This is a genomic window from uncultured Flavobacterium sp., assembly GCF_963925185.1.
In the GTDB taxonomy this organism is placed as follows: domain Bacteria; phylum Bacteroidota; class Bacteroidia; order Flavobacteriales; family Flavobacteriaceae; genus Flavobacterium.
Genome location: NZ_CAWURC010000027.1, coordinates 1 through 19,169 on the forward strand (window position 1 = coordinate 1; position 19,169 = coordinate 19,169).

The window sequence follows — 19,169 nt, forward strand, 5'->3', positions numbered from 1 at the left end:
AAAAATTAACTTGAATACAAATGGCGGCGAAAATGAATTGGTGTGTTCCAATCTGCCCACCTTTTTTGTACAACTCGATGCAGGAATTCAAGACGGATCACCTATAAATAATTACACTTATATTTGGTCCAAAGACGGAGCAATTACTGGTGGAAACACCTTTACTTTAGATGTAAACGCTGAAGGATTATATACTGTAGAAGTTATAAATGCTTCTGGATGCAGTAGAATTCGAACCATACAAGTTACCGCTTCTGATCTCGCTCATATCGATTCTATTCTGATTGCAGATATGACCGATATAAACACAGTAACTGTAAATGTTTCGGGATTGGGTGATTACGAATTCAGTTTAGACGAGCCTTCAGGATATTTTCAAGATTCTAATTTTTTTACCAATGTTCCAGCAGGTATTCATGATGTTTATATCAATGACAAAAATGGTTGCGGTTTAGTTTCTAAAACCATAGCAGTTGTAGGTTTACCAAAATTCTTTACACCAAACAATGACGGATACAATGATTATTGGAGTGTAAAAGGGGTTAATGCTACTTTCAACACCAATTCTATCATTTATATTTTTGATCGATATGGGAAATTGCTTAAACAATGGATTCCAGCTTTAAATGAGGGTTGGGACGGAACCTTTAATGGAATATCATTACCCTCAGATGACTATTGGTACACCATAAAATTAGAAGATGGAAGAGAAGCAAAAGGGCATTTTAGTTTAAAGCGTTAATTGAATCTTAATTATAACACATAAAAAAAGCCATTCTTTCGAATGGCTTTTCTGTATAAAAAATAGAATTAGATTTTAAATCTTTTTCTATCTGTTTCAGTCAAATAAATTTTTCTCAAACGAATCGATTTTGGAGTTACCTCAACATATTCATCTTTTTGAATGTATTCTAAAGCTTCTTCCAATGAGAAAATAATTGGCGGAATAATCCTTGCTTTCTCATCATTACCTGATGAACGAACGTTAGATTGTTTTTTCTCTTTAGTAACGTTTACACACATATCATCACCACGAGAGTTTTCTCCAATTACTTGACCTTCGTAAATTTCGACATTTGGTTCAACAAAAAACTTACCACGATCTTGTAATTTATCGATAGAATAAGGAATAGCTTTTCCTTTTTCCATAGAAATTAATGAACCTTTGTTACGTCCAGAAATTTCGCCTTTGAAAGGCTCATATCCTATAAAACGATGTGCCATAATAGCCTCACCTGCAGTAGCAGTAAGCAATTGGTTACGCAATCCAATAATTCCACGTGATGGAATATTAAATTTTATGATCATACGTTCCCCCTTAGTTTCCATACTCAACATTTCTCCTTTACGCAAAGAAACAAACTCTACAGCTCTTCCAGAAAGAGTTTCCGGTAAGTCGATAGTCAATTCCTCAATTGGCTCACATTTTTTACCATCAATTTCTTTGATGATAACTTGAGGTTGGCCAATTTGCATTTCATATCCTTCTCTTCTCATTGTTTCAATAAGAACTGACAAGTGAAGTACTCCACGACCAAAAACCATAAACTTATCTGCTGAATCAGTTTCACCCAATTTCATTGCCAAGTTTTTTTCCAATTCTTTTGTCAATCTGTCTCTAATATGTCGAGAAGTAACAAATTTACCTTCTTTACCAAAGAAAGGAGAGTCATTTATGGTGAACAACATACTCATTGTAGGCTCATCAATGGCAATGGTTTGTAAAGCTTCTGGATTATCAAAACAAGCAATAGTATCACCAATTTCAAAACCTTCTACGCCAATAATTGCACAAATATCTCCAGCTATTACTTCTTGCACTTTTTTACGACCAAGTCCTTCAAAAGTATGCAATTCTTTAATTTTTGATTTCGAAATTGAACCATCTCTTTTTACCAAAGAAATTGGCATTCCTTCTTTCAAAACACCTCTTTCAAGACGACCAATTGCGATACGACCTGTAAATGCAGAGAAATCTAAAGATGTAATCAACATTTGTGGAGTTCCTTCAGAAACTTTAGGAGCTGGAACGTGAGCTAATACCATATCCAATAAAGGTTCGATATTTTCTGTGATGACGTTAAAATCATCTGACATCCAGTTATTTTTAGCAGAACCATAAACAGTTGGGAAATCCAATTGCCATTCTTCAGCGCCTAATTCGTACATTAAATCGAAAACTTTTTCGTGAACTTCTTCAGGGGTACAGTTTTCTTTATCCACTTTATTAATAACCACGCAAGGTTTTAATCCTAAGTCGATTGCTTTTTGCAAAACAAAACGAGTTTGTGGCATTGGCCCTTCAAAAGCATCAACAAGAAGACAAACTCCATCCGCCATATTTAGTACTCGCTCAACTTCACCACCAAAATCGGCGTGACCAGGAGTATCAATAATGTTAATTTTTGTTCCTTTATAAACTACAGAAACATTTTTAGATGTAATTGTAATACCTCTTTCGCGCTCCAAGTCATTATTATCAAGAATTAAATCTCCAGCATTCTGGTTGTCACGAAATAAATGACAATGGTACATAATTTTATCAACCAAGGTAGTTTTACCGTGATCGACGTGGGCAATAATTGCAATGTTTCTAATAGCTTCCATCTGTATTTTTTTGAGGTTGCAAAGGTACACTTTATTTTGATATAAAAATTAATTCTATAATAGTTTACATTTTGTTAACTAAATAGGTGAAAAAACATGCATAATAAAAATAAGTTTTGAACGATGTTAAATAATTCCGTTATAATAAGCTCTCCGGATTATTCGGACTATAATCCCATAAAAACTATCATCCTTTCCTCGACCATTGACCCTGAAAATTTAGAAAAATCTAAAAAAAATATTCAATGGTAATTGATTTCTTGTAAAACCTATTTCTAAGAAATGCTGAAATATTTAAAAACAAAACCGAACAATACTCCATAAAAAAAGCTCTCAAATTGAGAGCTTTTTTTATATAAATGTAAATTGAAATTATTACAATTTAGCAACATGTTTCGTTAATTTTGATTTCAAATTTGATGCTTTGTTATCATGAATAATATTCTTTTTGGCTAATTTATCAATCATAGAAATTACACTTGATAATTTAGACGTAGCATCAACTTTATCAGTCGCTATTCTTAATGCTTTAATAGCATTACGAGTAGTTTTATGTTGGTATCTGTTTAGAACTCTTCTTTTTTCGTTACTTCTAATTCTCTTTAAAGCTGACTTGTGATTTGCCATTTTCTTAAATGATTTTTTCTTTATTAATTTTTTTTTGTAGTCCCTAGGGGAATCGAACCCCTCTTACCAGGATGAAAACCTGGCGTCCTAACCGATAGACGAAGGGACCATACTTCTCTAATGCGGATGCAAAAATACAACTATTTTTTAGACGTGCAATAGTAGGCGCAAAAAAAAATATTTTTTTTTAATATGCCTTCGCAAATAAAACTCTTCTAATCGAAGTTTTTCCAGTGAGAATACAGCTTCCAGACTGTTCTTTCCCATCTAAAGGTATGCATCTAATAGTCGCTTTTGTCAAATTCTTGATTTTCTCTTCGGTATCGGCAGTTCCATCCCAATGAGCAGATACAAAGCCTCCCTTACCTTCTAAAACCGCCACAAACTCCTCAAAACTATTCACTTCCGTGATATGAGTATCGCGATAAGCCATGGCTTTATTGAATAAATCGATTTGAATTTGTTCCAAAAGTTTTTGGATATAAATTGCAATTCCGTCCTTACTTATCGTCTCTTTCGACAAATTATCGCGTCTAGCAATCTCGAAAGTTCCATTTTCTAAATCTTTTGGACCAACTGCAATTCGAACAGGAACTCCTTTTAATTCCCATTCGGCAAATTTAAATCCTGGTTTTTGTGTATTTCTGTCATCATATTTCACAACAATTTTCAATTCCTTCAATTGCAAAACTAAAATAGCTACCGTTGTAGTAATCTCTTCTAATTGCTCATCGTTTTTATAAATAGGAACAATAACCACTTGAATCGGAGCCAAACTTGGAGGTAAAACCAATCCTTTATCATCGGAATGAGTCATAACCAAAGCGCCCATCAAACGAGTAGAAACTCCCCAAGAAGTTCCCCAAACGTGTTCCTGTTTTCCTTCGGCGTTAGCAAACTTCACGTCAAAAGCTTTGGCAAAATTTTGCCCTAAGAAATGCGAAGTTCCAGCCTGCAAAGCTTTTCCGTCTTGCATCAATGCTTCGATGCAATACGTTTCCTCTGCGCCTGCAAATCGTTCGGTTTCAGTTTTGATTCCTTTTATAACTGGAATTGCCATAAAATTTTCGGCAAAATCGGCATAAACATTCATCATCTTTTCAGATTCCTCAACAGCTTCACTTCTTGTTGCGTGAGCAGTATGCCCTTCCTGCCACAAAAATTCGGCGGTTCGCAAGAATAATCGGGTTCTCATTTCCCATCGCACCACATTTGCCCATTGATTTATCAGCAGAGGCAAATCTCTATACGATTGAACCCATCCTTTATAAGTGGACCAAATTATGGCTTCACTCGTAGGGCGAACAATAAGTTCTTCTTCGAGTTTTGCATTGGGATCTACCATTAATTTACCTGGATTATCAGGGTCATTTTTTAATCGATAATGGGTAACGATAGCACATTCTTTGGCAAAACCTTCTGCATTTTTTTCTTCGGCTTCAAACATGCTTTTTGGAACAAACAAAGGAAAATAGGCGTTTTGATGTCCTGTTTCCTTAAACATTCTATCAAGTTCAGCTTGCATTTTTTCCCAAATTGCATAACCGTATGGCTTGATAACCATACATCCTCTAACTCCTGAATTTTCGGCTAAATCGGCTTTTACAACCAACTCGTTATACCATTTTGAATAATCGTCTGCTCGTGTAGTGAGGTTCTTGCTCATATTGAATAGTTTGGCACAAATTTTGTTTTAATTATTTTAACTAAATAGTTACGCAAAACTAACTATTTTTGTATTGTGCAACAATAAAAAATCCTATTGATATGAAAACAAATATTTTTTCCTCCCGAAATACATTAATATATTCTCTAATTATTCTTTCGAGTGTTGTATTAACATCTTGTGGTTCTTATCAAAATAGCTCTTACTATGATTCTGATGGAATATACGGAAATACTAAAAAAGTAACTCCCGAAAACTCAAGTAATCGTTACAAGGATTATTTTAGTTCCTTACAAAATGATAATTTTCAAACAGAAATTTTTACTGATGTCAATAATTATAGTAATTACGACACTTCGAACGACACAATACAAAATACAGATTATCCCGATTGGGGAAATAATCCCAGAACAACTTCGGTAAATATATATACAAGTCCTTGGAACTTTTCGATAGGATATGGATTTGGTTCTCCTTATTATGGATTTGGTTATGGTTATCCTTATTATGGATATTCTTATTATGGATATGGCTATCCCTATTATGGCTATCCCTATTATGGATATTCTTATTTTGGTTATAACTATCCTTATAATGACTGGGGTTTTCCTAGTTATGGATATGGATATCCCTATAATTATGGCGGAGATCATTATAATTACGGTAATAATAACAGTCATTATTCGTATAATCCAAGCAGAAGGGGTTCTTCTTATTCCAATATCATAAACAGCAATAAATATTCTCAAAACAGATCCAGTTCTTATAGAGAAACAAATTCTAGCAATAATCGAAGTAGCACTATTAACAACGCTACCCAAAACAGTACTTTACTCAACCGAAGAAGTAATACACAAACACAAAACAATTCTTCCACTAATTCCAATCGTACAAGAACAAATACTAACTCTCAGCAAAACACTAGCAATTCCCGAAACCAGAGTTATACACCCCCAAGCTCAAGCAACTCAAATAGTTCAGGGTCAAGTAGTAGTGGAGGAAGATCTTCTGGAGGTGGAAGAGGTGGAAGATAAAGAATTCAATGATCCTTTTATAAAAAATATAATTTATACGAATAAAAATGAAAAAATATATATTCCTTCTATTTGTTAGCTTCGCTTTTAGTATCGCCCAATCACAAGAAATCACAGATGCTTTACGCTATTCGCAAGAAAATTTGACTGGATCAGCTCGTTATAGAGCTATGAGTGGGGCTTTTGGGGCTCTTGGCGGAGATTTGTCATCTATAAATGCAAACCCGGCAGGTTCAGCGATATTTTCTAATAATCAAATTGCGGTTACTCTGAGTAATTTCTACACGAAGAATAACTCCAATTATTTTGGAACCGAAACTACTACAGAAAACAGCTCATTCGATTTGAACCAAGCTGGCGGTGTTTTTGTTTTTAAAGATCCAAATAAAGATTGGAAAAAGTTTTCTGTGGCTGTTAACTATGAAAACAGAAATAATTTTAATAATTATCTATTCTCTGCTGGAACAAATACAATAAATTCTGTAGCTAATTATTTTTTAAGTTATGCTAATGGTGTGCCGCTGGATGTCTTGAATAACTCAACTTATCAAGAACTAGATCACGGTGGTCAACAAGCTTTTCTTGGTTACCAAGGTTATATTATAAATCCTATCGACGAAAATGATCCAAACAATACTTTATATACTTCAAGTGTTCGTTCTGGCGGAAATTATTATCAGGAAAATAGTATTCATAGTAATGGTTATAACGGAAATTTATCTTTTAACACTGCTACATCCTATAAAGATAAATTATATTTAGGAATAAACTTAAACTCCCATTTCACTGATTTCACCCAGACTTCAAGTATTTATGAAGACAACAATAACACTTTAGACAGTAATGACAGAGTAAATAGATTGCAGTTTGACAATGATTTGCATACTACTGGAACTGGGTTTTCATTTCAATTGGGAGCTATTGCAAAAGTCACCAATGAAATTCGATTGGGATTGGCTTATGAATCACCTACTTGGTATCGTTTAAGTGATGAATTATCCCAAAAACTGACATCCGTAAGCGGCAATATTGATGGTCAATTACCACAAGATGAGGTAGATCCTAGGATTATCAATTATTACGCTCCCTATACTTTGCAAACTCCAAGTAAGTTTACGGGAAGTTTTGCCTACATATTTGGTAAATCTGGGTTAATAAGTATTGACTACATCATGAAAAATTATGGTAATACAAAGTTTAGACCTGAAAAGGATTCCTATTTTAGAAACTTAAATAGCTATATGAATACAGTTCTTAATAATACTGGTGAAATAAGAATTGGTACCGAATACAAAATCAATAAATGGAGTTTACGCGGAGGTTATCGCTTCGAACAAAGCCCATACAAAAACTCCAATACTATAGGCGATTTAACCGGATATTCAGGAGGCGTTGGTTATAATTTTGGTTCAACCAAGTTAGATTTGGCTTATTCCAATGCCCAAAGAAATTTGCACCAAGGTTTCTTAAACCAAGGATTTACAGATGGAGCTAATATCAATACTATTAATAATAATATTTGCTTTACTTTGCTGTTTGAGTTGTAATACATTAAAATAAACTTTAAAAGAAAGCCGTTTCGTAATTGAAGTGGCTTTCTTTATTTTCGAAATTATATCAAAATTCTAAAAGTTTATCAATTAGCCCCGATAGCAGGAGAAATCTTATTATTTTGACACACAGATAGCTTAGTTCCTCGCAATGATGTAATCACAATAACAGATTTTAGCGAAAAGCAGGGTCAAAGACTCATAAACAAACAAAGGGTTGTACTTCTAAAAATAAAAATTGTAATTTTGCAAACTACCCAAATTATCGGGATTATAAATATATGAGAACCAAGTCCTTAAAAAAAAATAAAATCAACGTGATCACTCTTGGGTGTTCAAAAAATGTGTACGATAGCGAAGTGCTAATGGGTCAACTAAAAGCCAGTGGAAAAGAGGTCGTACACGAGCAAGAAGGAAACATCGTAGTCATCAATACCTGTGGATTTATTGATAATGCCAAAGCCGAATCAATAAACATGATCCTTGAGTATGCCGACAAAAAAGAGCGCGGATTAGTCGACAAAGTATTCGTTACTGGCTGTTTATCAGAAAGATATCGTCCCGATTTAGAAAAAGAAATCCCCAATGTGGACCAATTTTTTGGAACCACGGAATTACCGGCTTTATTAAAAGCTTTGGGCGCAGATTATAAACACGAATTGCTAGGCGAACGCTTGACTACAACACCAAAAAATTATGCTTATTTAAAAATTGCTGAAGGCTGTGACCGTCCGTGCAGTTTTTGTGCCATTCCGTTAATGCGTGGCAAACACGTTTCGCAAACCATTGAAAAACTGGTAAAAGAAACAGAAGGGTTGGCAAAAAATGGCGTAAAAGAATTGATTTTAATTGCGCAAGACCTGACTTATTATGGATTAGATATTTACAAAAAACGAAATCTTGGTGAATTGCTCGAAGCCTTGGTGAAAGTCGAAGGAATCGAATGGATTCGTTTACACTACGCCTTCCCTACCGGTTTTCCGATGGATGTTTTGGAAATAATGAAGCGGGAACCGAAGATTTGTAATTATTTAGACATTCCGTTACAACACATTTCGGACTCCATTTTAAAATCGATGAAACGTGGAACAACAAAAGAAAAAACAACCAAATTATTACAAGAATTTCGTAAAGCTGTTCCTGGAATGACAATAAGAACAACTCTGATTGTGGGTTATCCCGGTGAAACACAAGAAGATTTTGAAATTTTGAGAGATTGGGTACAAGAAATGAAGTTCGAACGTTTGGGCTGCTTTACCTATTCTCACGAAGAAAATACAGGTGCTTTTACCTTAGTAGATGACGTTCCCGAAGACGTAAAAAAAGAGCGAGCTAATGAAATTATGGAACTTCAATCGCAAATTTCTTGGGATTTAAACCAAGAAAAAATTGGCAAAATCTTCCGTTGTATTATTGATAGAAAAGAAGGAGAGCATTTTGTGGGAAGGACTGAATTTGACAGTCCTGATGTTGACAATGAAGTACTTATAGATGCTTCGAAACATTATGTAAAAACCGGAGAATTTGTTATGGTAAAAATTACCGATGCAACCGAATTTGATTTATATGCAGAACCTGTTTAAATTTTAAAACACTAAATATGAAAGCAATTCAAACATTTTTAGCAAGTATATTGATGATATTTTCTGTTAGTACAATTTCGGCCCAATATGGAAATAATGGATATGGGAATAACGGATACGGTGGAAATGGCAATGGAAGAAATGGAGGAATGAGCCAAATGAATCAAGGAAGCCAACCAGAAAAACCAATAGAAATCCCAGCAGAAAAAATAGCTGCCAAAGTAATGGAGGAAATGAAACCTGGACTAAATCTTGATGAACTTCAGACTATTGCCATTTCGAATGTTTTAATAGAAAGTATAAGAACACAAGGAATATTGTTAAAACAAGTCACTAACCAAGAAGATCAGATAAAAGAATTTCAAGCGCTGTCTGAAACTACAGATAGAAAAATTAAAAATTTTTTAAACAAAGAGCAAATAGAAAAATACCTAATATATAAAGAGAATCGAAAAAATCCCTCTAAATCTAAATCAAAAAGAAAAGAGAAAAAAGAGAAAAAGTAGTATGAAACATTTAATACAAAAACATTTTTATTATTTGATTTTCGCTATTATAATAACTTCGTGTTCTACAAATCCATATAAAAAAAGCGAAAAACTATATAATAACAATCTAAATAAATTAAAAGAAACCATTTCAAAAAAGGAAGCGGTTCCTTTGCAAAATGTAGTTGTTCCAGAAAAAAATGTAGATGCTTTATATCTAAAACAATTACTCACATTTAAAGATACTATTTCAAAAATGGGAGTGTTTCCTTTGCAAAACGGCATCACTACAGAATGGATTGGAACGGTAAACTTCAATTTGAGAAAACCAAATTTTATCATTATTCACCACACTGCTCAGGATTCTTTGAAACAAACCTTAAAAACATTCACATTGACAGCAACTCAAGTAAGTTCGCATTATATAATTGCACAAGATGGTAGAGTTGTTCATATGCTAAACGATTACCTTCGTGCTTGGCATGCCGGAAATGCTTCTTGGGGTAAAAATACTGACATTAATTCGGCATCAATAGGAATCGAATTAGACAATAATGGAACGCAGTCTTTTTCAGAATTACAAATCAATAGCCTGCTGGCTCTTTTAACCAAATTAAAAAAAGATTATAATATTCCTACTCAAAATATTATAGGCCATTCGGATATTGCGCCAACCAGAAAACAAGATCCAAGTGCTTTTTTCCCTTGGAAAAAATTAGCAGAAATGGGTTTTGGCATATGGCCAGACGAATCTCTTGAAAGCGTTCCTTGTGATTTTAACATCGAACAAGCCTTACGAATTATAGGATACAATACTAAAAATCTTCCAGCGGCTATTTCCGCTTTCAAACTTCATTATATTCAAAAAGAAGTCGATGCTGTTTTAGATGAAAAAACCATAAACACCATTTATAATATTTACAAGAAACAATAATTTGGTAAAACAAAATAAGAAAAGCGGCTTTTTGAAAGAATTAAGAAGCCGCTTTTCTGTAAAAATATGTTTTAATATTATAGAAAACTCAAATTAAAATCCATAAACTACGGCTAAGACTAATTGAGAGGCAGATTTTGTTGAAGCAAAATTAGAATCAACGAATATTTCATCTTTACCACTATCTAATCTGAACTCAGGAATAAACGTTAACCCACCTGCCTTTAAGTTAGCAGATAAAGTCAAAGCAGTTACTGATGTATCTCCAGAACCCATTTTATAAGAGAAATACTCACCACGCAATCCTAAACCAAAGTTGTCACTAACGGCGTAAGATGGATAAAGTGCTAAACCTGTAAAACCAACTTCTCCTTCATTTGAAAAATCTGCAGCGTTTAAACCCAATTTAAATTTATCCGAAAGCTGAAATGATGCTGTTAAATCAAAAATAGTTCCACTAACTGAACCATCCATGAAGTTAAGGTAGGCACTAATTCCGTCAGATGCATAAGAAAATTGACCACCAACAGCATTTAAACCATCAACTGAATCCGATGATTTATAGGAATTCCAAGAATCATTAAACAAACCCAACATTACACCAAATTTATCAGATATAGCATAATTAGCCTTAACGCCCGCATTTTGGAATGGCCCATTAGTAAACAAATAAGATGTGGAATAGTGAAAATTAGCCAAAGGAGAAATCACTTCATAACCAATAAAAGTTCCCATATACCCGGCAGTCATATTAAACTTATCCGTAAATGAATAAGTAGCATATAAATTTTGAATATGAAATGAATTTATATCCGTTCCGTCTCCATTAGGAATGGATTGATATTGACCTCTGGGCCCAAAAGATAGTTCTCCTACAAAAGATGCTTTACCAGTAGTTTTCTTTAAAGCAATATCAAGCATTCCTAAAGAGATAGAATTTTGATCAGTTGCAAAGCTTGTTGGAATATTCCCGGTTTTTGAAAAATCATACTTATAATACAAATCACCCGATCCCGAAATCTCTAATGGAGTTGATGTTGGTGTAGTTTCCGCAGCTTCTTGAGCAAATGTCATTGAACTCGTTAGCGCCAAGGCTAAAATAGTAATTACTTTTTTCATGTTTAATTAGGTTTAATTATTAATATTAGTTTGGCTTATTTAAAAAATTTAAACTTACAATGTGTTTTCAAATAATCGAAAAATATCATTTATAAAGTAAAAATTTCCTGCAGGTAAAACCTTTTCTACTGTGGCAAATCTATCAACTTTTATTCTGTCTAACTATAAAAAAAAAGCTTTTTTGAATTATTTTGGAAAGAATTATTGATAAGCAAAAAATGGTTGACGAAAAATACATAATCAATATTTATATTAAATTATTTTATCAGATATTTATTTATATATTTACATACACCCCCTTATTTTTTATATATTTTTATTTTTAAGATAAAAAAATCTATAAAAAATAGATTTTTTTATCTTAAAAATACTTATACCCCCAATTAATATAACATTAAAAAAATTTGTAAAATATATGCCAATAAATAATTATCTAAAAAACTGAAAGCTAATTATAAAAAAAATGTTTTTTTTAAGGTAAGAAAAAAAACAAGTTTAGCAAGCCATAAATAAAATAAATTTAAAGTTAGGAATAGCAAATTTATTTCCATTAAAAGATTAAAAAAAGGACCAATCGGGAAGATATTTTTCTCTCAAAAAATTAAATGTTAATTTAAATTTAAATTTAATACAATCTCTTTGATTCCATTACATAAATATTAATTTTGCACGAAATGAAATTAACTGCTCAAATACTATTATTATTTTTTATTAGTTTTCTTATTACACCAATTATCATTAGTGTAGTCGAGGAAAATGCAGACATATCCATATTTTATAGTTTTTCAGAAGAGGAAAAAGCGGAAAAAGAAATTAAAGCAATATTTAATTCTGATTTTGTGAACGTTTCTAACAATTTATCGCAGTTAAATTCAAGTTTAATACACTTCGAGAATTTATCCAAGCACGATAAAATTTTTACAAAAATATTTATTCCCCCACCTGAACTAGTTTAATACATCGCCGATTTTAATTTTTAAAATCTAAAGTTCCCATTTTATAAAAAATGGGACAAAAATCTATGTATTCAATTTTTAGTAAGGTATTATGACAAAAAAAATAAATCTTTTTGCCAACCTTAAATCTGATTTTGCTTCAGGTTTAGTGGTTTTTTTAGTGGCACTGCCATTATGTTTAGGAATTGCACTTGCGAGTGGAGCTCCATTATTTTCAGGAATTATTGCGGGGGTTGTTGGAGGAATTGTGGTCGGGGTTTTAAGTAAATCTCATATAAGCGTTTCTGGTCCTGCAGCAGGCTTAACGGCAATTGTGTTAACTGCAATTACTGATTTAGGTGCTTTCAATGCTTTTTTATTAGCCGTTTTATTAGCCGGAATTATACAACTTATTCTAGGTTTTATAAAAGCGGGTTCTATCTCAAATTATTTTCCAACTAATGTTATTGAAGGAATGTTAGCAGGAATTGGTGTCATCATTTTTTTGAAACAAATTCCACATGCATTTGGTTATGATAAAGATTATTTGGGTAATTTGGCTTTTTTAGAATCAGATGGTGGAAATACTTTCTCAGAATTATTTCAAACTTTAGGACATATTCAATTAGGATCAGTAATTATTACAGTAATTTCTCTTATAATATTAATTGCTTGGACTAAAGTTGACTTTCTAAAAAAATTAAAATTAGTTCCAGCAGCACTAATTGCTGTAATTGTTAGTGTACTTGTAAATGAGTTCTTCATAGTGTCAGGAAGCAGTTTATCCATAAAAAGTGAGCATTTAGTCACTTTACCGGTTCCAAATTCTATTGAAGAATTTAAAAGTATTTTTTTGTTTCCCGATTTTGCCGCCATTACCAATTCAAAAGTTTGGATTGTTGCTATCACCATTGCAGTTGTTGCCTCTATTGAAACTTTGTTATGCATTGAGGCAGCGGATAGAATGGATGCAAAAAAAAGATATACAGACACTAATGTTGAATTAAAAGCTCAAGGAATTGGTAATATAGTAAGTGCTTTATTAGGAGGTTTACCAATGACTTCTGTTGTAGTGAGAACTACTGCTAATAATTCGGCTGGAGCCAAATCAAAAATGTCGGCTGTAATTCATGGTGTTTTATTACTGATTAGTGTTGTGGCTATTCCAACTATTTTGAATAAAATTCCGTTAGCTACTTTAGCCGCTGTTTTATTATTAATTGGATATAAGCTGGCAAATCCTAAAACCATTAAGCACTTTTGGGAAAAAGGAAAATACCAATTCATTCCCTTTATTGCTACTTTGTTAGCAGTTGTTTTAACCGATTTATTAAAAGGTGTAGCCTTAGGAATGATAATCAGTATCATTTTTATTTTGAAGGGTAATATGCAAAGAGCATATATATTTAGAAAACAAGAATACCACAATGGCGATGTTATTCATATTGATTTAGCACAAGAAGTTTCGTTTTTGAATAAAGCTGCTATTAAATCAACTTTAGCTTCTATTCCAGAAAATTCTAAAGTAGAAATAAATGCTTCTGACACCGTTTATATCGCTCATGATGTTTTGGATTTGATAAATGAATTCAAAAAGATTAAATCCAAAGAAGAGAATATTAAAGTTAAATTAATTGGATTCAAAAAGGCTTATGGGTTGTTAGAAACTGGCGAAGAAGAAAAACATGTTTTTGTTGAGCATAAAAGTTAATAAAAAGAACCTATGAGACTAATTAAGATTCTACTTCCAATAATTTGCTTTTATAACCTTTCCTTTTCACAAAAATCGGATACCGGTAATTGGTTAATCTATTTTGGAAATCAAAAAATTAATCAAAAATGGAATTGGCATAATGAAGTCCAATATCGAAATTACAATTTTATAGGCGATACCAATCAATTGCTTTTGCGAACAGGTATTGGTTATAATCTTACTGAGAATAACAACAATTTATTATTAGGATACGGATTTATAAATACACAAAAATATGTGCCCAATTCGGATCAAAAAGTAGATTCAAATGAACATAGGATATACCAACAATTCATTACTAGACAAACTATTGGAAGTGTTTTTATTCAACACCGATATAGAATCGAAGAACGATTTATATCGGATGATTTTCAATTGCGTTTTAGATATTTTTTAGGAATTAATATTTCTATAAATAAAAAAAAGTTAGATGAAGGCGCTGTTTATATTTCTTCATACAATGAAATTTTTATCAATGCCGAAAGCCCATTATTTGACCAAAATCGTCTTTATGGTGCTTTAGGATATGTTATCAATAAAGATTTTAAAGTAGAAGTAGGTTTTATGGCGCAAACAAAAGAAAACTCTAATAGAAATCAATTTCAAATAATAATTTTTAACAATTTACCATTTTAAAAAATAAAAAAATAAAAAAATAAAAATATGAAAACATTAAATAAAGAAATGCAAGAAGCCATTACTCCTTCAATGGCTATAAAATTTTTAAAAGAAGGCAATAAAAGATTTATGAATAATTTAAAAGCGAATAGAAATCTTTTAGAACAAGCTAACGAAACTTCTGATAGTCAACATCCATTTGCGGTAATCTTAAGTTGTATTGATTCAAGAACTTCGGCTGAATTAATTTTTGACCAAGGTTTAGGCGATATTTTTAGCGTTAGAATTGCAGGGAATATTATAAATGAAGACATTCTAGGCAGTATGGAATTTGCCTGTAAAGTGGCAGGATCAAAAGTTATTGTAGTATTAGGACATACTAAATGTGGCGCAGTAAAAGGCGCATGTGACCATGTCGAAATGGGAAATCTTACAGCTTTACTAAGTAAAATTCAACCTGCTGTTTTTGATGAAAAAACCGAAACCGAAAATCGGAATTCATCTAATTCCGAGTTTGTTGAAAAAGTATCATCAATAAATGTTAAACGAACCGTGAATGCCATTATGGAAAGAAGCCCTATTCTAAAAGAAATGATTCAAAATGGTGAAATTAGAATCATTGGTGGAATGCATACTATTACAAATGGTGAGGTTACTTTTTATTAATAGTTAAAACAAAAAATTTGTTGTTCTCATAACTCATTTATTTCCATTTTATAGTTTTGAAAAAGAATAGCCATAAAAAAGTCGCCAAAATTGGCGACTTTTTCGATTTTAAAATATAAGTTTTGAACACTTAAACTTATTTCATAGATATTCTATTTGATATTAAAAGTAACACCACAAGAAAAGAAATTTCTAACGGTTTTGGTATCTTCAACTACTCCATAATCATTATTAGTGTATCTAACAAAAACTGGCAAAGCGTAATTCTCAGAAACTTTAAATTCTTTAGCAATATTCAATCCTACATTTGTAAATGTGAAACCTGCAACATCATTAGCATCAACACCATAATAACCTCCATTAACAACTACTGCGCCAACAAAAGGTCTGAAATCAATCCCTGCATTTTCTAAAGAATACGTATATCCAACTTCGGCATAACTAGAATAAGCTCTTTTTGTTGGATCATCATATTTAAAATCATTCCCTCCAATAATCGTATTCCATTGAAAATCCAATGGCACTCCTTTTTCAGAAAAGTCAAATAAAACAGAAAATTCCAAAGTCTGAGCTGAACCTTCTGAATAATCAAAATAGCTACTTTTTTCCCAATCCAAATTATTTTTAGTAGCTGGCCAATAATAATCGCTTAACATGATCCCTACAACTGGACTTATTTGATAGGAAATATTCCAATCGAATTCATTGTAAGCATCTGCAGCATTAGAAAAATTCGTTGTTGCCCATACTCCTACCGATAATTTATCTGTAAAAGCATAATTCATGTAGGGCTGGAAAGCCACTAAATCTCCATAATATTTTACACCCCTCCACAAATAAGGATAGACAACATCTACGGCCGCAGTGAATTTTGGTTCTGCTTCTTCCGCTTCGGTTGTTGTTGCTGGTGCATCTTGTGCAAATGTCATTGTACTGGTTAGCACTAATGCTAAAATAATTACTACTTTTTTCATGTTTAAATTGGTTTTTGTTATTAAATTGGTTTTCATTGTTAATTTGGATTTCATTGTTAATTTGAGTTTTGGTTAATTAATTATTTTTGTTTTCTTTATCATATATTTATTTTTAGATTAATACTTATTTTACTTTTTTATTTTATTCTACTCAATAATTATCGATTTCATATTCATAAATTCCTTCATCCCAATATCAGATAATTCTCTTCCATAACCCGATTTTTTTATTCCTCCAAAAGGAATTCGAGAATCAGAACGCACTAATGAATTGACAAAAACATTACCTGCTTCAATCCTTCTGGCTAATTTATATGCCTTTTCTCTGTCTTCTGTCCAAATGGCTGAAGCCAATCCATACCGATGATTATTTGCTATCGCAACTGCATCATTTTCGTCTTTTGCTCTAATTATTGTTGCCAATGGTCCAAAAGTTTCTTCCTGAAAAGCAATATTATTTGAATCTACAAAATCAATTAATGTGGGTTGGAAATTACAATTATCCTGCGCTCCTCCTACTAAAATTTTAGCGCCTTGTTGCAATGATTTTTCCAATTGAGAACTCAATGTATTTGCAAATTCCAGTTTAGCCAAAGGCCCCATATTGATTCCGTTTTGCAATGGATTCCCTTGATTTAAAGCATTAATTTTTTGGGCAAATAAATGAGCAAATTCATCACCAATTTTTTTAGAAACAATAAATCTTTTGGCACAAATACAAGCTTGACCAGCATTGAGCATTCGAGATTGAGTAGCTACAGTAGCTGCTTTTTCAATATCCGCATCGTCTAACACTATAAAAGCATCGGAACCTCCAAGTTCCATAACCGTTTTTTTTATGTGTTTACCCGCCAAAGACGCCACCGAAGAACCTGCCATTTCACTTCCTGTAAGTGTTACTCCACTCACAATGTCAGAGGCAATAATGGCTTCCACTTGACTGATGCTGATCGTTACTTGTTGAAAAACACCTTCTGGGAAGCCTGCCTCCAAAAAAGCATTTTCAATAGCTTTGGCACATCCCTGCACATTTGAAGCGTGTTTCAATATCGTTACGTTTCCCGCCATAACTGCCGGTGCAGCGTAACGCAAAACTTGCCAAAAAGGATAATTCCATGGCATCACGGCAAAAACAGCTCCCGATGGATCAAATACTGACAAGCTTTTGAAAGGGGTATCATAATAAACATCTTGCAACATTTTCTCGGCATTCTCGGCATAGAAATCACAATTTCCAGCCGATTTTTCGACTTCAGCAATTCCTTCGGATAAAATTTTACCCATTTCATTGGTAATCAACAAACCCAGTTCTTCTTTTTTTGCACGAAGAATATTAGCTAATTTTTGCATTTTGTCAGCTCGTTCCTGAAATGTGGTGTTACGCCAATTTTTAAAAGCTTTTTCGGAAAGTTCTATTTTTTGATTCAATTGTGCATTGGTCAAAACTTCGTGCTCGGCAATTACTGCTTGAGTATATGGATTTATAGATTTGATTATCATTCTTTCTCTTTTTATTGTTACTCTTTATGCATTTTAATAAATATCAAAAACTGCTGTTGCCATTCTTTTCGTGATTTGGCCATCCTTAAGAGCTTCTGATAAAATTAATTTTTGTGCCGTTTCGTTGTTTAAAACCTCATCCATCGAACGAATATTACCACAGGGTACATTATTACTTTTTAACTGATTCAATAGCATTTTACTATCTAATTTAGAAAATACTTTCTTTAATATCTCGTTTAATTTTACTCGATTTTGAACTCGCAAGGCATTGGTTTTAAACAAATTTAAAGCTTCACTTTTTTCAAAATACAGACATTTACAAAGCGATTCAAATTGTTTATCGTTTCCAACCGCGAGCACAATTGCTTTTCCATCATTGGCATAAAACGTTTCTCCATAAGGAGCAATATTAGGATGTAAACTTCCCATTCGCTGCGGAATTTCCCCACCCATTAAATAGTTTGTCGCCTGGTTAGCCAAAGACGAAAGTGCAGCATTATAAAGCGAAATATGAACTATCGAACCCAAACCTGTTTTGGAACGTTTCAATAAAGCTATTAATATTGCTTCCTTCAATTGATGTGCGGCGAGAATATCTATCAACGCAATCGGCATTTTCAATGGAACACCGCCAGCTTCTCCGTTGATGAACATAAAACCGGCTTCGGCTTGAAGCACTACATCAAAGGCTGGCGTTTCGTCATCGATACCATAACCACTAATTTGTGCATAAATCAGTTTTGGAAATTTTTTGCGCAAAGCAATCGCATCCAATCCTAATTTTTTTGCTGATGACGGTTTGAAATTGGAAATCACGACATCAGCCGACGCAATGTGATTCATGACAATTTCAAAATCTTCTGCCTCTTTTAAATCGGCCCAAACAATAGTTTTGTTGTAATTCACGCTACTATAATAGGCCGATTGTGTGTTCTCTTTTTCCTTTTCCAAACGCCAACTCCGTGTTACATCCCCATTATTCGAAGGGTTTTCAACTTTTAAAACAGATGCTCCAAGTTCAGCAAAGAACATTCCAACAGCTGGGCCAGCCAAAACTCCTGCCAGTTCTACTACTTTTAAATCAGCAAATAATTGTTGTTTTACCATCTTAG

The 19,169-nt window shown here is 32.8% G+C and carries 16 protein-coding genes and 1 tRNA gene; 9 read left to right on the top strand and 8 right to left on the bottom strand.

All coding sequences use genetic code 11. The features are described 5' to 3' along the window. A partial coding sequence (locus AABM59_RS06025) for a T9SS type B sorting domain-containing protein (protein ID WP_338408079.1) occupies positions 1-742 on the top strand: 742 nt, incomplete at its 5' end. Between the two features lie 68 nt (positions 743-810). Here the strand turns inward: AABM59_RS06025 and typA are convergent. The 4 genes from typA to proS all read right to left on the bottom strand — a co-directional run bounded on the left by typA (position 811) and on the right by proS (position 4,900). Beyond that, positions 811-2,607, bottom strand: a complete 1,797-nt coding sequence (gene typA, locus AABM59_RS06030; RefSeq protein ID WP_338408080.1) for a translational GTPase TypA — start codon at positions 2,605-2,607, stop codon at positions 811-813. A gap of 375 nt (positions 2,608-2,982) precedes the next feature. Beyond that, on the bottom strand, positions 2,983-3,234 hold the full coding sequence (gene rpsT / locus AABM59_RS06035) for a 30S ribosomal protein S20 (RefSeq protein ID WP_039109573.1): 252 nt from the start codon (positions 3,232-3,234) through the stop codon (positions 2,983-2,985). A 37-nt stretch (positions 3,235-3,271) separates the two neighbouring features. Further along, positions 3,272-3,343, bottom strand: a tRNA-Glu gene (locus AABM59_RS06040). 78 nt (positions 3,344-3,421) lie between these two features. After that, the gene (gene proS, locus AABM59_RS06045) at positions 3,422-4,900 is read right to left on the bottom strand and encodes a proline--tRNA ligase (RefSeq protein WP_338408081.1); all 1,479 of its coding nucleotides are present in this window, start codon (positions 4,898-4,900) and stop codon (positions 3,422-3,424) included. Positions 4,901-5,001: 101 nt separating this feature from the next. Between proS and AABM59_RS06050 the strand changes: the two genes are divergently transcribed. From AABM59_RS06050 to AABM59_RS06070, 5 genes are all read left to right on the top strand, one after another. Then, the gene (locus AABM59_RS06050) at positions 5,002-5,934 is read left to right on the top strand and encodes a hypothetical protein (protein ID WP_338408082.1); all 933 of its coding nucleotides are present in this window, start codon (positions 5,002-5,004) and stop codon (positions 5,932-5,934) included. A 47-nt stretch (positions 5,935-5,981) separates the two neighbouring features. Beyond that, on the top strand, positions 5,982-7,481 hold the full coding sequence (locus AABM59_RS06055) for an outer membrane protein transport protein (RefSeq protein WP_338408083.1): 1,500 nt from the start codon (positions 5,982-5,984) through the stop codon (positions 7,479-7,481). 284 nt (positions 7,482-7,765) lie between these two features. Next, positions 7,766-9,067, top strand: a complete 1,302-nt coding sequence (rimO, locus tag AABM59_RS06060) for a 30S ribosomal protein S12 methylthiotransferase RimO (protein WP_338408084.1) — start codon at positions 7,766-7,768, stop codon at positions 9,065-9,067. A 17-nt stretch (positions 9,068-9,084) separates the two neighbouring features. Beyond that, positions 9,085-9,573, top strand: coding sequence for a hypothetical protein (locus tag AABM59_RS06065; protein WP_338408085.1), 489 nt, complete (start codon positions 9,085-9,087; stop codon positions 9,571-9,573). A 1-nt stretch (position 9,574) separates the two neighbouring features. Beyond that, on the top strand, positions 9,575-10,489 hold the full coding sequence (locus tag AABM59_RS06070) for an N-acetylmuramoyl-L-alanine amidase (protein ID WP_338408086.1): 915 nt from the start codon (positions 9,575-9,577) through the stop codon (positions 10,487-10,489). Positions 10,490-10,582: 93 nt separating this feature from the next. Here the strand turns inward: AABM59_RS06070 and AABM59_RS06075 are convergent, their stop codons facing one another. Next, on the bottom strand, positions 10,583-11,608 hold the full coding sequence (locus AABM59_RS06075; protein ID WP_338408087.1) for an outer membrane beta-barrel protein: 1,026 nt from the start codon (positions 11,606-11,608) through the stop codon (positions 10,583-10,585). Positions 11,609-12,655: 1,047 nt separating this feature from the next. On the opposite strand from AABM59_RS06075, the gene AABM59_RS06080 reads away from it, so the two are divergent. Genes AABM59_RS06080 through AABM59_RS06090 form a run of 3 tightly spaced genes read left to right on the top strand, consistent with a single transcriptional unit; the run spans position 12,656 to position 15,580 of the window. Further along, complete coding sequence (locus AABM59_RS06080; RefSeq protein ID WP_338408088.1) at positions 12,656-14,254, top strand: SulP family inorganic anion transporter; 1,599 nt, start codon at positions 12,656-12,658, stop codon at positions 14,252-14,254. Positions 14,255-14,266: 12 nt separating this feature from the next. After that, positions 14,267-14,932 carry a DUF2490 domain-containing protein gene (locus tag AABM59_RS06085; RefSeq protein WP_338408089.1) on the top strand — a complete coding sequence of 222 codons (666 nt, stop codon included), beginning with the start codon at positions 14,267-14,269 and terminating at the stop codon, positions 14,930-14,932. A gap of 27 nt (positions 14,933-14,959) precedes the next feature. Beyond that, complete coding sequence (locus AABM59_RS06090; RefSeq protein ID WP_338408090.1) at positions 14,960-15,580, top strand: carbonic anhydrase family protein; 621 nt, start codon at positions 14,960-14,962, stop codon at positions 15,578-15,580. A 152-nt stretch (positions 15,581-15,732) separates the two neighbouring features. On the opposite strand, the gene AABM59_RS06095 is transcribed toward AABM59_RS06090, so the two are convergent. From AABM59_RS06095 to AABM59_RS06105, 3 genes are all read right to left on the bottom strand, one after another. After that, entirely contained in the window at positions 15,733-16,554 is an 822-nt protein-coding gene (locus AABM59_RS06095) for a TorF family putative porin (RefSeq protein WP_338408091.1), read from the bottom strand. Positions 16,555-16,701: 147 nt separating this feature from the next. Beyond that, entirely contained in the window at positions 16,702-18,054 is a 1,353-nt protein-coding gene (locus AABM59_RS06100; protein WP_338408092.1) for an NAD-dependent succinate-semialdehyde dehydrogenase, read from the bottom strand. 33 nt (positions 18,055-18,087) lie between these two features. Beyond that, positions 18,088-19,164, bottom strand: a complete 1,077-nt coding sequence (locus AABM59_RS06105) for a CoA transferase (RefSeq protein ID WP_338408093.1) — start codon at positions 19,162-19,164, stop codon at positions 18,088-18,090. Positions 19,165-19,169: the final 5 nt, after the last annotated feature.